Source organism: Streptomyces sp. NPDC051987, assembly GCF_040680735.1.
GTDB lineage: Bacteria > Actinomycetota > Actinomycetes > Streptomycetales > Streptomycetaceae > Streptomyces.
The window spans coordinates 1-12283 of record NZ_JBFAXI010000151.1 but is presented as its reverse complement, the minus strand read 5'-3'; the positions used below and the strand labels follow the sequence as shown (position 1 = coordinate 12283).

10 protein-coding genes are annotated in these 12283 nt (G+C 71.1%); 1 reads left to right on the top strand and 9 read right to left on the bottom strand.

The genetic code is table 11. The annotated features are described in order from the left end of the window. Positions 1-58: 58 nt before the first annotated feature. The 6 genes from AB0M11_RS39740 to betA all read right to left on the bottom strand — a co-directional run bounded on the left by AB0M11_RS39740 (position 59) and on the right by betA (position 8249). Positions 59-1027 carry an ABC transporter substrate-binding protein gene (locus AB0M11_RS39740; RefSeq protein WP_365713560.1) on the bottom strand — a complete coding sequence of 323 codons (969 nt, stop codon included), beginning with the start codon at positions 1025-1027 and terminating at the stop codon, positions 59-61. A gap of 13 nt (positions 1028-1040) precedes the next feature. Further along, positions 1041-3014, bottom strand: a complete 1974-nt coding sequence (locus tag AB0M11_RS39735; RefSeq protein WP_365713558.1) for an ABC transporter permease subunit — start codon at positions 3012-3014, stop codon at positions 1041-1043. Then, positions 3014-4105, bottom strand: a complete 1092-nt coding sequence (locus AB0M11_RS39730; RefSeq protein WP_365713556.1) for a glycine betaine/L-proline ABC transporter ATP-binding protein — start codon at positions 4103-4105, stop codon at positions 3014-3016. The genes AB0M11_RS39735 and AB0M11_RS39730 overlap by 1 nt, the downstream gene beginning before the upstream one ends. Positions 4106-4126: 21 nt before the next feature. After that, entirely contained in the window at positions 4127-5596 is a 1470-nt protein-coding gene (locus AB0M11_RS39725; protein ID WP_365713554.1) for an aldehyde dehydrogenase family protein, read from the bottom strand. A gap of 142 nt (positions 5597-5738) precedes the next feature. Continuing rightward, positions 5739-6575: a 5,10-methylenetetrahydrofolate reductase gene (locus AB0M11_RS39720; RefSeq protein WP_365713552.1), complete on the bottom strand. Its 837-nt coding sequence runs from the start codon at positions 6573-6575 to the stop codon at positions 5739-5741. Between the two features lie 3 nt (positions 6576-6578). Next, on the bottom strand, positions 6579-8249 hold the full coding sequence (gene betA, locus AB0M11_RS39715; RefSeq protein ID WP_365713550.1) for a choline dehydrogenase: 1671 nt from the start codon (positions 8247-8249) through the stop codon (positions 6579-6581). 149 nt (positions 8250-8398) lie between these two features. Here betA and AB0M11_RS39710 point away from each other — a divergent pair, with 149 nt between their 5' ends. Then, positions 8399-9196, top strand: a complete 798-nt coding sequence (locus tag AB0M11_RS39710) for an IclR family transcriptional regulator (RefSeq protein WP_365713548.1) — start codon at positions 8399-8401, stop codon at positions 9194-9196. 64 nt (positions 9197-9260) lie between these two features. Here the strand turns inward: AB0M11_RS39710 and AB0M11_RS39705 are convergent, their stop codons facing one another. From AB0M11_RS39705 to AB0M11_RS39695, 3 genes are read right to left on the bottom strand one after another with little or no spacing between them, the layout of a single operon-like run. Next, positions 9261-10397, bottom strand: coding sequence for an aromatic ring-hydroxylating dioxygenase subunit alpha (locus AB0M11_RS39705; RefSeq protein WP_365713546.1), 1137 nt, complete (start codon positions 10395-10397; stop codon positions 9261-9263). Positions 10398-10450: 53 nt separating this feature from the next. Continuing rightward, positions 10451-11611 carry an FAD-dependent oxidoreductase gene (locus AB0M11_RS39700; RefSeq protein WP_365713544.1) on the bottom strand — a complete coding sequence of 387 codons (1161 nt, stop codon included), beginning with the start codon at positions 11609-11611 and terminating at the stop codon, positions 10451-10453. Continuing rightward, complete coding sequence (locus AB0M11_RS39695; RefSeq protein WP_365713542.1) at positions 11608-11970, bottom strand: bifunctional 3-phenylpropionate/cinnamic acid dioxygenase ferredoxin subunit; 363 nt, start codon at positions 11968-11970, stop codon at positions 11608-11610. The genes AB0M11_RS39700 and AB0M11_RS39695 overlap by 4 nt, the downstream gene beginning before the upstream one ends. Between the last annotated feature and the right edge of the window lie 313 nt (positions 11971-12283).

Sequence of the window (12283 nt, the reverse complement as noted above, 5' to 3'; positions counted from 1 at the left end):
GCGCACAGCTGCGCACCGCCCGCCGGGCGTCCCGGAACGACTTCTGCTCGCGACCCCGCTACTTCTTCAGCCAGGCCTTCACCTTGTCGGGGTTGGCGTCGACCCACTTCTTGGCCGCCGCGTCGTCCGACAGCTTGTCCACCGCGATGTACTTGGCCACGGTGTTCTGGTCGTCGTTGGTCCAGTTGAAGTTCTTCACCAGGTCGTAGGCGGGGCTGCCCGACTTGGCGAAGCTCGCGCTGACGATCTTGTCGAGGTCGTAGACGGGGTAGTCGCAGGCGACCTTCGCCGCGTCGGCGTCGCAGCCCGTCGTGTACTTCGGCAGGGAGACCTTCTTCAGCGGCACCTCGGACAGGAACCACTGCGGTTCGTAGAAGTAGCCGATCAGCCACTGCTTGTTCTTCTCGGCCGTCCTGAAGGCCTGGATGAGCGCGGTCTCGCTGCCCGCGTACACCACCTTGAAGTCCAGCTTCAGGTTCTTCACCAGGGCGGCGTCGTTGGTGACGTACGACGGGTCGCCGTCGAGCAGCTGGCCCTTGCCGCCCGACTCGGACGTCTTGAAGTTGGACGCGTACTTGTCGAGGTTCTTCCAGTCGAGGATGTCGGGGTGCGCCTTGGCCAGCCACGGCGGCACGTACCAGCCGATGATGCCCTTGTTGCCGGTGGAGCCGGCCTCGACGGCCGTCTTCTGCCCGGTGATGTACTTCTTCTTCAGATCGTCGTGGCCCCAGTTCTCCAGGACGGCGTCGACCTCGCCGGTCCCGAAGCCCTGCCAGGCGATCTCCTCCTTGAGGTCCTTCTTGTCGACCGTACAGCCGAGGTCGTGCTGCGCGACGTACGCGACGACCGCCGCGTCCGCCTCGTAGCCCACCCAGGGGTTGACGGCGAGGTTGAAGGTGCCGCACTTGCCGCCCGAGGACGTCGAGCCGGCGGAACTGCTCTCGCCGACCTTCGCGCCGCCGCAGGCCGTGAGGGTGAGGCCGAGGACGGCCAGGCCGGCCGCGCCGGCTCGCCAGTGTTGTGCCATGGTGTCGAGCTCCTTATGCCCGGGTGCGTCGTGCCGCAGCCTGAGTGATCCGGTCGAACATGACTCCGAGCAGTACGATGGCGAGCCCTGCCGCCAGCCCCTTGCCGTACAGCTCGCCCTGCGAGAAACCGGCCACGACGTCGTAGCCGAGGGCGCCGGCCCCCACCAGGCCGCCCACCACAACCATCGACAGCACGTAGATCAGGCCCTGGTTGGTCGCGAGGGTCAGGGCGCTGCGTGCCATCGGCAGCTGGACCTTGGTGATGATCTGCCAGGTGTTGCACCCGGCCGAGGTGGCCGCCTCCACGGTGGGCGCGGACACGTTCCGCACCCCGTCCGCGATGATCTTGACGGCCACGGGTGCCGCGTACACGACGGCCGCGACGATCGCCGTGAAGCGGGTGGCGCCGAAGAGCGCCAGGAACGGCACCAGGTAGACGAACGGCGGCATGACCTGTGCCGCGTCCAGGGTGGGCCGGATCAGCCGGTCCACCAGCGTGCTGCGGCCCATCCACACGCCGAAGACGACGCCGACCAGCATCACCAGGACGGTGGCCACGGCGGTGGAGGCGAGGGTGGTCATGCTGTCCGACCACAGGCCCGTGCCGACCAGCAGCCCGACGCACACGGCTGCCGTCACCCCGGCCCGCCAGCCGCCGAGCACCGCGCCGAGCCCGACCAGGACCGCGCCGACGAGCCACCACGGCGAGTCGGTGAGCAGCGTCTGGAACGGGTTGAGCAGGCCGTTGGTGAGGGCGTCCCGCAGCGCGTTGGTGAGGCCGGAGAGGTGGTCCTGCAGCCAGGTGGTCGCGGTGTCGGCGGCGCTCGCGATGTGACTGCCCACGGTGCCGTCGCCGGGGAACTCGGCCGCCCAGACGTAGGTGTGGGAGAGGTAGACCAGGACGGCGGCCGCGATCCCGCCCGCGCCCAGCAGCGGGCGGCGCCACGTGCCGAACCGTCCGTCCGTGCGGCGGGCCTCGGTGCGGGCGGCGGCCGCGGTGGTGACCCGGTCGAGCACGATCGCCATGACGACGATGGCGAGGCCTGCGTTGAAGGCGGTGCCGACGTCGAGCGACTGGAGGGCCTGCACGACGGTCTTGCCCAGGCCGGGCGCGTCGATCAGGGCAGCGATGGTGACCATGGCCAGGGCCGCCATGATGGTCTGGTTGACGCCCATGACGACCGTGCGCTTCGACATCGGCAGCAGCACCTTCAGCAGTTGCTGGGTGCGGGTGGTGCCGAGCGAGTCGGCCGCCTCGACGGTGGTCTCGGGGACGGAGCGGATGGCGTGCGCGGTGATGCGGATGGCGGGCGGGGCCGCGTAGATGACGGTGGTGATGACGGCGGAGGCGCCGCCGATGAGGAAGATCAGGGTCAGCGGGGCGAGGTAGACGAAGGTCGGCATCGTCTGCATGAAGTCCAGGAAGGGCGTCATGATCCGGTTGAACCGGTCGGAGAGCCCCGCCCACACGCCGAGCGGGATGCCGATGAGCAGGGCCACCAGGACCGCCGACAGGGTCAGCGCCAGGGTGTCCATGCTCTCCTGCCACAGGCCCTGGAGCCCGAAGAAGGTGAACCCGGCGACGGCCAGCAGGGCGACCCGCCAGTTGCCCACGGCCCAGGAGACGTAGCCGGTGAGTCCGACCACGCCGAGCCAGCCGATCTGCGGGACCGGGCGGCCGTCGGCGGGCTGGGAGATCAGGGACTGGACGAAGGTGACCAGGTTGTCGATGGCCAGCCGGATCTCGTTGAAGAAGTAGAGGAAGACCGGATTGGAGTTGCGGTTGGCACCGATGCTGTCGTTGACGTCGTTGAGCCAACGGTGCAGGCCGGTGAGGTCGGCGGCGGCCAGGGTAAGCGTCTGCCGGCCCCGGAACGCGGCGAAGAGCACCAGCCAGAGGACCAGGATCGCCGCCACCACCATCGGGCGGCTGACCTTCCTGCGTAGCGTCGCGACCGGCGCGGTCGCGTCGGCGACGGCGGCCATCAGGCGCCGCCCTCCTGCCCGGCGACGACCGCGAGGATCTCCTCGTCGCCGACGATGCCGAGCAGCTTGCCGTGCTCGACGACCTTGACCGGCTTCTCGGCGGCCAGCACCGCCCGGGTCGCCTCGCGGACCACGACGTCCGGACCCAGTTCCGGTCCGTCCAGGGCGTCGTCGGGCTCGGCGGGCCGCATGATCCAGCGCAGGGTGAGGACGTCGCCGCGCGGCACGTCCTTGACGAAGTCCCGTACGTAGTCGTCCGCCGGGGCGCCGACGAGTTCGTCGCCGGTGCCGCACTGGACCGTCTTGCCGTCCCGCATGATCAGGATGCGGTCGCCGAGTTTGAGGGCCTCGGAGAGGTCGTGGGTGATGAAGACCATGGTCTTGCCGACCTCGTGGTGCAGGCGGACGACCTCGCTCTGCATGTCGCGGCGGATCAGCGGGTCCAGCGCGGAGAACGGTTCGTCGAAGAGGAGGACGTCCGGGTCGCCGGCCAGTGCCCTGGCCAGGCCCACGCGCTGCTGCATGCCGCCGGAGAGCTGGTCGGGGTAGGAGTTCTCATAGCCGGCGAGCCCCACCAGTTCGACGGTCTCCATCGCGCGTTTCACCCGGTCGGCCTTGCCCATGCCCCGGATCTCCAGGCCGAACGCCACGTTGTCGACGACCTTGCGGTGCGGCAGCAGGCCGAAGTGCTGGAAGACCATGGAGAACTTGCTGCGCCGCAGCTCCCGCAGCCGCCGCGGGTCGGCGCCCCGGATGTCCTCCCCCTCGAAGACGATCTCCCCGGCGGTGGGCTCGATCAGCCGGGTCAGACAGCGCACCAGGGTGGACTTGCCCGACCCGGACAGGCCCATGACGACGAAGACCTCGCCGGGCGACACCTCGAAGCTGACGTCCCGGACGGCGGCGGTGCAGCCGGTGCGGTCCATCAGCTCACGGCGGGTGAGCCCGCAGAGCTCCTCGGAGCCCGGCACCTCGTCGGCCTTCGGCCCGAACACCTTCCACAGCCGGCGCACGGAGATGACCGGGGTGCGGTCCTGAGGGTCCTGGGACGTGTCGCGCCGCTGCGACACCTCGGTCGGGGCTGGGGTCATGGTGGGGACCTCTCTTCGGCGTCAGCCGCGGAACCAGTGCTGCGGCCGGGGTTGGATGTTCTGCCAGACGTGCTTGGGCTCTCGGTACTCGTCCAGGCCGGTCGGTCCCAGCTCGCGGCCCACGCCCGAGTGCCCGAAGCCACCCCATTCCGCCTGCGGCACATAGGGGTGGTAGTCGTTGATCCACACGGTTCCGTGGCGCAGCCTGCGGGCGACCCGCTGGGCCCTGCCCGCGTCCTGGGTCCAGACGGCTCCGGCCAGGCCGTACTCCGTGTCGTTGGCGATGCGGACGGCGTCGTCCTCGTCCCGGAAGCGCTCCACGGTGAGCACGGGGCCGAAGGACTCCTCGTGCACCACGCGCATGTCCTGCCGGCACTCGTCGAGGACGGTGGGCGGGTAGTAGAAGCCGTTCGCGAGGGCGGGGTCCTCGGGGCGGGCGCCGCCGCAGCGCAGGACGGCGCCCTCGGCGATGCCGGCCGCGACGTACGCCTCGACCTTCTCGCGGTGCCGCGCGGAGATCAGCGCCCCGGTCTCGGCCTCGGGGTCGAAGGGGCCGCCGAGGCGGATCAGGCGGGCGCGGCGGACCACCTCGTCGACGAAGGCGTCGTGGAGCGAGTCCTCGACGATCAGCCGGGCCCCGGCCGAGCAGACCTGCCCCGAGTGCAGGAAGACGGCGGTGAGGGCGAAGTCGACGGCGGTGTCGAAGTCGGCGTCCGCGAAGACGACGTTCGGGTTCTTGCCGCCGAGTTCGAGGGCCACCTTCTTCACGGTCGCCGCGGCGGTGGCCATGATCCGCTTGCCGGTCTCCAGGCCGCCGGTGAAGGACACCATGTCGACCGCGGGGTGCTCGGCGAGCGGGGCGCCGGCCTCGGGACCGGCGCCGAGGACGAGGTTGCCGGCTCCGGGCGGGAGTCCGGCCTCCTCCAGCGCCCTCAGCAGCAGGATCGCGGTGGAGGGGGTGAGCTCGCTGGGCTTGAGGACGAACGTGTTGCCCGCGACCAGGGCGGGCGCGACCTTCCAGGAGGCCTGGAGCAGCGGGTAATTCCACGGGGTGATCAGCCCGCACACGCCGACCGGCTCGTATTCGACCCGGCTGACGGCGTCGTCCCGTCCGGTGTCGATCACCCGGCCGGCGTCGGTGCCGGCGATGCCGCCGTAGTGGCGCAGGCAGGAGACGACGTCGGCGATGTCGTACTCGCTCTCCACCAGGCGCTTGCCGGTGTCCAGGGACTCGGCGCGGGCGAACTCCTTGGCGTCGCGCTCGATGACGTCGGCGGTGCGCAGCAGCAGCGCGCCGCGCTCGCGCTCGGGGGTGTGGGGCCAGGGGCCCTCGTCGAAGGCGCGCCGGGCCGCGGTGATCGCGGCCTCGGTGTCGGGGCGGGTCGCCTCAGCGACCGTCGCGACGAGGGTGCCGTCCGCCGGACAGCGGATCTCGCGGTGGCCGCCGGCCAGCGCCGCGCGCCATTTTCCATCCACATACAGATCTGCCACGGCCGCGCCCTTCGAGCCGAATTCGTTGCGCATTGTGCATTGGATTGCTTTTGGTGGAACACCCTGACCGAATGTACTGACAGCCGTCAAGGGCTCCGCGTATCCCGATTCGGCCGCGAAAACAGCACGGCCGGGGGGTGGGTCAGCCGCCGAACCGGTCCAGCAGCGCCCGGCGCCACCGCTCCGTCTCGGCGACCTGGTTGAAGGTGAACAGATGCAGGCCCGCCACGCCCGCCGACGGCGCGGTGAACGCCGCGGCGCCCCGGGTGAGCAGCCGCCGCGGGTCGTAGCCGCCGGGGGCCGCGAAGCGCAGGAACCAGGAGGCGTGTCCGGTCAGGAAGCGGGCCGACTCCCCCACCCCGATCTTCGCGGCCATGGCCAGCAGCTTGGTCCGCTGCACCGGCCCGGCGACGCCCAGGTACACGGGCAGCGTGACGTCGCGGCGCCGGATCCGGGTGAGCCAGTCGCCGAGCACGCGCGCGTCGAAGCAGAGGTTGCTGACGATGTAGGTGGCGTGCGCCCGCTTGTCCCACATCGCCTGGATGGTGAGGTCGTCGTGGATGAGGGGATGGCTCTCCGGGTAGCCGGTGATCCCGGTCCGCGCGAAGGGCCGCCCCAGCTCGGTGAGCCGGCGCAGCACCGGCAGCGCTCCCTGGTAGGGCCCGGCGGGCGGATCGGCGTCGCCCGCCGGCACGAAGAGGTCGTCGACGCCGGCCGTGCGCAGGCGTTCGGTGACGTCCTTCAGGTGGGTGTCGTCCCGCAGCAGCCGCGCGGGCACGTGCGGGACGACCCGGTAGCCGTGCGCGCTGAGCCGCTCGGTCAGGGCGAGGGTCGGTTCCAGGCCCTTGGCCGGCGACGCCGTGACCGTGACCACGACGTCGCGGGGCACATGGGCGAGGACCTTCTCCTCGGTCGCCCGCGCCGGCAGCACCTCGTAGCGGACCCGGGTCAGCAGCGCCCGCAGCGCCTCGGTGGCCATGGTCTAGCCTGCCTGCTGCTGGGCGTCGCGGAGCCGGTAGTAGACGGCCTTCGACGGCGGCAGCGGGTCCTTGCCGAGGATGAGGTCGGCCGCCTTCTCTGCGATCATCATCACCGGCGCGTAGATGTTGCCGTTGGTGACGTACGGCATCACGGAGGCGTCCACCACGCGCAGACCCTCCACGCCGTGCACCCGCATGCTCGTCGGGTCGACGACGGACATCTCGTCGGTGCCCATCTTGCAGGTGCAGGAGGGATGCAGGGCGGTCTCGCCGTCCTTGGCGACCCAGGCGAGGATCTCCTCGTCGGTCGCCACGGAGGGGCCGGGTGAGATCTCCCCGTCGTTGTAGGGGGCGAGGGCCGGCTGGTTGAGGAGGTTGCGGGCGACCCTGACCGCCTCGACCCACTCGCGGCGGTCCTGCTCGGTGGAGAGGTAGTTGAAGCGCAGGGCCGGGTGTTCGCGCGGGTCCTTGCTTTTGATCTTCACCGAGCCGAGGGCGTCGGAGTACATGGGGCCCACGTGCACCTGGTAGCCGTGGCCGCCGGCCGGCACCGAGCCGTCGTAGCGGACCGCGATGGGCAGGAAGTGGAACATCAGGTTGGGGTAGTCCACGTCCTCGTTGCTGCGGCAGAAACCGCCGGCCTCGAAGTGGTTCGTGGCGGCCGGGCCCTTGCGGAAGAGCCACTGGAGGCCGATGAAGGGGGCCCGCCACTTCGCCAGGTACGGCTGTACGGAGACGGGCTGCTTGCAGGCGTACTGGATGTACACCTCCAGGTGGTCCTGGAGGTTCTCGCCGACGCCCGGCAGGTCGTGGACGACGTCGATGCCGAGGGCGGCGAGTTCCTTGGCGTTCCCGACTCCGGAGAGCTGGAGCAGCTGCGGGGAGTTGATCGCGCCGCCGCAGAGGATGACCTCCTTGGCGCGGACCTGTTGAAGGGCGCCCCGGCCGCGCCGGTACTCGACGCCGACCGCCTTCTTGCCCTCGAAGAGGACGCGGGTGACCAGGGCGCGGGTCCGCACGGTGAGGTTGGGGCGCTTCCTGACGGGCTTGAGGTACGCCTTCGACGCGGACAGCCGGCGACCGCGGTGGACGTTGCGGTCGAACTTGGCGAACCCTTCCTGCCGGTAGCCGTTGACGTCGTCGGTCGGCGCGTACCCGGCCTCCTCGGTGGCCTTGAGGAAGGCGGAGAAGAGCGGGTTGGTGGCCGGGCCGCGCTCCAGGACCAGGGGGCCGTCGTGGCCGCGGAACTCGTCGTCCGGGTCGGCGGCCAGGCAGTTCTCCATCCGGCGGAAGTACGGCAGGCAGTGCGCGTAGTCCCAGGTCTCCATCCCGGGGTCGGCGGCCCAGCGCTCGTAGTCCATCGGGTTGCCGCGCTGGAAGATCATGCCGTTGATGCTGCTGGAACCGCCGAGCACCTTGCCGCGGGCGTGGTAGATGCGGCGGCCGCCCATGTGCGGCTCCGGCTCCGACTCGTACTTCCAGTCGTAGAAACGGCTGCCGATGGGGTAGGTCAGCGCCGCCGGCATGTGGATGAAGACGTCCCACGGGTAGTCGGGGCGGCCCGCCTCCAGCACCAGCACCCGGTTGCCGGGGTCGGCGGAGAGCCGGTTCGCCAGTGCGCTGCCGGCCGAGCCGCCGCCGACGATGACGAAGTCGTACTGCAAGGGAGCCATGGTGCCTCGTCTCACTCGCGCGGTCGATTGCGCGGCATGCTAGTACGGGTATCGCTATACGCACCAGGTTGCGAACAACGCAACTTGTAAGATCTTTGTTCACATCGCGTTACTTGGAGTGCGTTGTTTACTGCGCGTATAGTTTCGCTATGAGCAACTACAGTCCGGATACCGAAACGAACGGCTCATCTTCCGGTGGCGTGCAGTCCGTCGACCGCGCCATCAGCGTCCTGGAGATCCTGGCCCAGCGCGGCGAGGCGGGGGTGAGCGAGGTGGCCGCCGAGATCGATGTGCACAAGTCGACCGCGTTCCGGCTGCTCGGCGCCCTGGAGGCGCGCGGTCTCGTGGAGCAGTCGGGCGAGCGGGGCAAGTACTCGCTCGGCTTCGGCATCGTACGCCTGGCCGGCGCCGTGACGGGACGCATCGACGTCACGCAGCAGGGCCGGGTGGTGTGCGAGCGGCTGGCCGAGGAGATCGGCGAGACGGTCAACATCGCGGTGATGCAGGAGCACTACGCGATCAACCTCTACCAGGTGCGCGGCACGGCCGCCGTCACCGCGCACAACTGGGTCGGCCAGCTGACCCCGCTGCACGCCACCTCCAGCGGAAAGATCATGCTCGCGCACCGGCCGGCCGCGGAACGCGCCGCCCTGATCTCGGACGGGGGTCTGAAGAAGCTGACCCCGCACACCATCTCCTCGAAGGCGAAGCTGGAGAAGAACCTCGCCGAGGCCCGGGAGCGCGGTTACGCCTGGACGCTGGAGGAGCTGGAGATCGGGCTGCACGCCATGGCCGCGCCGATCCGGGACCGGGAGGGAGTGGTCATCGCGTCGATCAGCGCGTCCGGGCCGTCCTACCGGTTCACCGAGGAGCGCATGCACGAGCTGGCGCCGGTGCTGGTCAAGGGCGCGGAGGAGATCAGCCACCGCATGGGCTACCTGGGCTGAGCCGCCCGCACGACGACCGCCGTACGGCCCGCGTCCGCGTCCCTCCCCGCGCGGGCCACGGGCGTCACTGCGGCTGCCGCCCGGTGCCGAGCCGCTCGTTGACCCAGTCGTGGAAGGCGCCGATGTGGTGCTCGCTGGGCACCAGCACCCCGCCCTTGGCGTACAGCCGTGAGCGCATGCCGGGCTGCGTGCGTTCGCAGGCCTCGAAGTCCTGGCGGTTGACCCGGTCGAAGAGTTCCACGGACCGGCTGACGTCCTTGCCGCTCTCGACGACGTGCGGCAGGTAGAGCCAGTCGCACTCGACGATCGTGCGGTCGACGGCCACCGGGTACATCCGGTGGAAGATCACATGGTCCGGCACCAGGTTGATGAACACCTGCGGCTTGACGGTGATCGCGTAGTACCGCCGGTCCTGGTCGGCCGAGACCCCGGGGATGCGGTCGAGCCCCGCGGAGCCGTCGACGGTGAAGCCCTGGACGTCCGCGCCGAACTCGGCGCCGTGCCCGACGTAGTACTGGGCCGCGTAGCCGTCGGCGAACTCGGGCAGCACCTCGGTGAGTTCGGGGTGGATGGTGGCGCAGTGGTAGCACTCCATGAAGTTCTCGATGATGAGCTTCCAGTTCGCCCTGACGTCGTAGACGATCCGTCTGCCCACCGAGAGGTCCTCGACGCCGTAGTGCTCGATCGACTCGACGTCCCCGAGCCGCTCGACCGCCGCGCCGATCACGTCCTCCTCGAAGGACGGCGGGTTCTCCGCGAGGCACACCCACACGTAGCCGAGCCATTCGCGGACGGCGACGCCCACCAGGCCGTACTCGGTGCGGCCGACGTCGGGCATCTTGGTGAGGTTGGGGGCGGCGGCCAGCTTGCCGTCGAGGTCGTAGGTCCAGGCGTGGTACGGGCACTGGAACGCCCGCCTGACCTCGCCCGTCTCCTCGGTGCAGAGCCTGGCCCCGCGGTGCCGGCAGACGTTGAAGTAGGCGCGGATCGACCGGTCCCGGGCCCGGGTGACGAGGATGCTCTCGCGGCCCACGTCGACGGTGCGGAACGCGCCGGGCTTCGGCAGGTCCGCGGCACGGGCCACGCAGAACCACATCGTCTCGAAGATGCGTTCCTGCTCCTGGGCGAAGATCCCGGGATCGGTGTAGGCCGGGCCGGGGAGGGTGGCGATCAGGCTGTCCGGCAGGCTGGTCGAGGTCACGGTGCACTCCTCGGAGGACGTCGTGGATCGGTGGGGTGGCGCGGGGTGCCGGGTCAGGACGCGGCGGCGAACTGCTTGCGGGCGCGGGTGAACAGCCGCGGCTGGTCCATCCCGAGCACGGCGACCGGCCGGCCCGCCCTCCGGTACACGGCGAGGAAGCTGCGGTCGTCGGTCGAGCCCTCCTCGACCGTCACACTGTCGGCCCCGGCGGCGTGACCGACGAACTGGATCTTCACGCCGTACTGGTCGGACCAGAAGTACGGCGGCCTGGGCGTGCCCGGTTCCCGGGCGCCGTGGGCGAGCAGTGTGGCGACGGCGGTGTCCGGCCGTTCCAGCGCGCCGGTCCAGTGCTCGACCCTGCGGTGGGTGCCGGTGTGCGGGTCGTACCAGTTGGCGCAGTCGCCGACCGCGACCACTCCGGCCACGCTGGTGCGCCCGTCGGCGCCGCACTTCACGCCGTTGTCGAGCGCGATGCCGGAGCCCTCCAGCCACTCGACGCACGGGCGGGCCCCGACGCCGACGACGACGGTGTCGGCGGGCACGCTGCGGCCGTCCTCCAGCAGTACGGCGGCCACCTGCCGCTCGCCGCTCAGCCCCTTGACCCCCACCCCGCACAGCAGCCGTACCCCGTGGTCGGCGTGGAGGGCGGAGACGACCGCGCCCATGGCCTCGCCGAGCGGTCCGGCCAGCGGGGTCGGGGCCGCCTCGATCACGGTGACGTCGAGGCCAAGCGCGTACGCGGTGGAGGCGACCTCGGCGCCGACGAACCCGCCGCCGATCACCACCAGGCGGCCGCCCCGGGCGAGGTCCGCCCGCAGGGCGCGGGCGTCGTCGAGGGTGCGCAGCACGTGGACCCCGGCGAGGCCCTCGGTGCCGGGCAGGGTGCGGGCCGCGGCGCCGGTCGCGATGACCACGCCGTCGGCGCGCACCTCCCGGCCGTCGGCCAGCCGGATCGCCCGCGCGGTGCGGTCGAGCCCGGTGGCCCGGGTGCCGAGCAGCCACTCGGCGCCGAGGTCCTCGTCGTCGCGCTCCAGCGCCAGGTCCGCCTCGCCGAGGGTGCCGACCAGGAACTCCTTGGACAACGGCGGCCTGTCGTACGGACGGTGGGGCTCGTCACCGACGACGACCAGCCGGCCGTCGTACCCCCGCTGCCGCAGCGAGCGTGCGGCCGACAGCCCGGCCAGCGAGGCGCCCACCACGGCGACCGTCCTCACGCCGCGCCGCCGGCGAGGCGGGCGGAGACGCACGGCGGCAGGTTGGGCGCGTCGGCGGAGAGCCGGACGTAGACCGTTCCGTCCTGCACCACGACCTCGTGGGTGCGGACCGGGAGCTTGGCCGGGGGTGCGTCCACGGCGCCGGTCCTGAGGTCGAAGGTGGAGGCGTGCAGGGGGCATTCCACCTCACAGCCCTCCAGCCAGCCGTCGGCGAGCGAGGCGTCCTGGTGGGTGCAGGTGTCGTCGATGGCGAAGAGCTCGCCGTCATCGGTGTGGAACACCGAGACGGGCGGTTCGATGTCGAGCCGGTGGGCCTCGCCTCGCGGCAGATCCGCGAGACGGCACGCGGGAATCATCATGACACCTCGGTGCGTATAGCGAAACGGATTGCGATGAGCGCAACGCCAGTCTGCGGGCCGCCGCGAAGCGTTGTCAAGGAGTTCACGGGCCCATTCGCCCCGGCCGCGAAGGCCGTTCCCAGGGCGCGCCGGATCACCCCTCAAAGCGGCCATGACCAGCACGGACACGGGGTCGCGCGAAGCGCGGGCGCGGCCCTGGCCCGGCGGGGGGGCGGGGGCGGGCGGGCGCGGCCGCCGGGGGGGGGGGAAGGGGGGGCAGCCGCCCCCGGCCGCCCCCCCGCCCAGCCCGGCCCCCCGGTGGGAGCGCGAGAAG

Bases quoted from the DNA above. Each gene is read 5' to 3' on its own strand.
- AB0M11_RS39740 (WP_365713560.1), bottom strand. From the start codon at position 1,027: ATGGCACAACACTGGCGAGCCGGCGCGGCCGGCCTGGCCGTCCTCGGC.
- betA (WP_365713550.1), bottom strand. From the start codon at position 8,249: ATGGCTCCCTTGCAGTACGACTTCGTCATCGTCGGCGGCGGCTCGGCC.
- AB0M11_RS39710 (WP_365713548.1), top strand. From the start codon at position 8,399: ATGAGCAACTACAGTCCGGATACCGAAACGAACGGCTCATCTTCCGGT.
- AB0M11_RS39735 (WP_365713558.1), bottom strand. From the start codon at position 3,014: ATGGCCGCCGTCGCCGACGCGACCGCGCCGGTCGCGACGCTACGCAGG.
- AB0M11_RS39695 (WP_365713542.1), bottom strand. From the start codon at position 11,970: ATGATGATTCCCGCGTGCCGTCTCGCGGATCTGCCGCGAGGCGAGGCC.
- AB0M11_RS39730 (WP_365713556.1), bottom strand. From the start codon at position 4,105: ATGACCCCAGCCCCGACCGAGGTGTCGCAGCGGCGCGACACGTCCCAG.
- AB0M11_RS39720 (WP_365713552.1), bottom strand. From the start codon at position 6,575: ATGGCCACCGAGGCGCTGCGGGCGCTGCTGACCCGGGTCCGCTACGAG.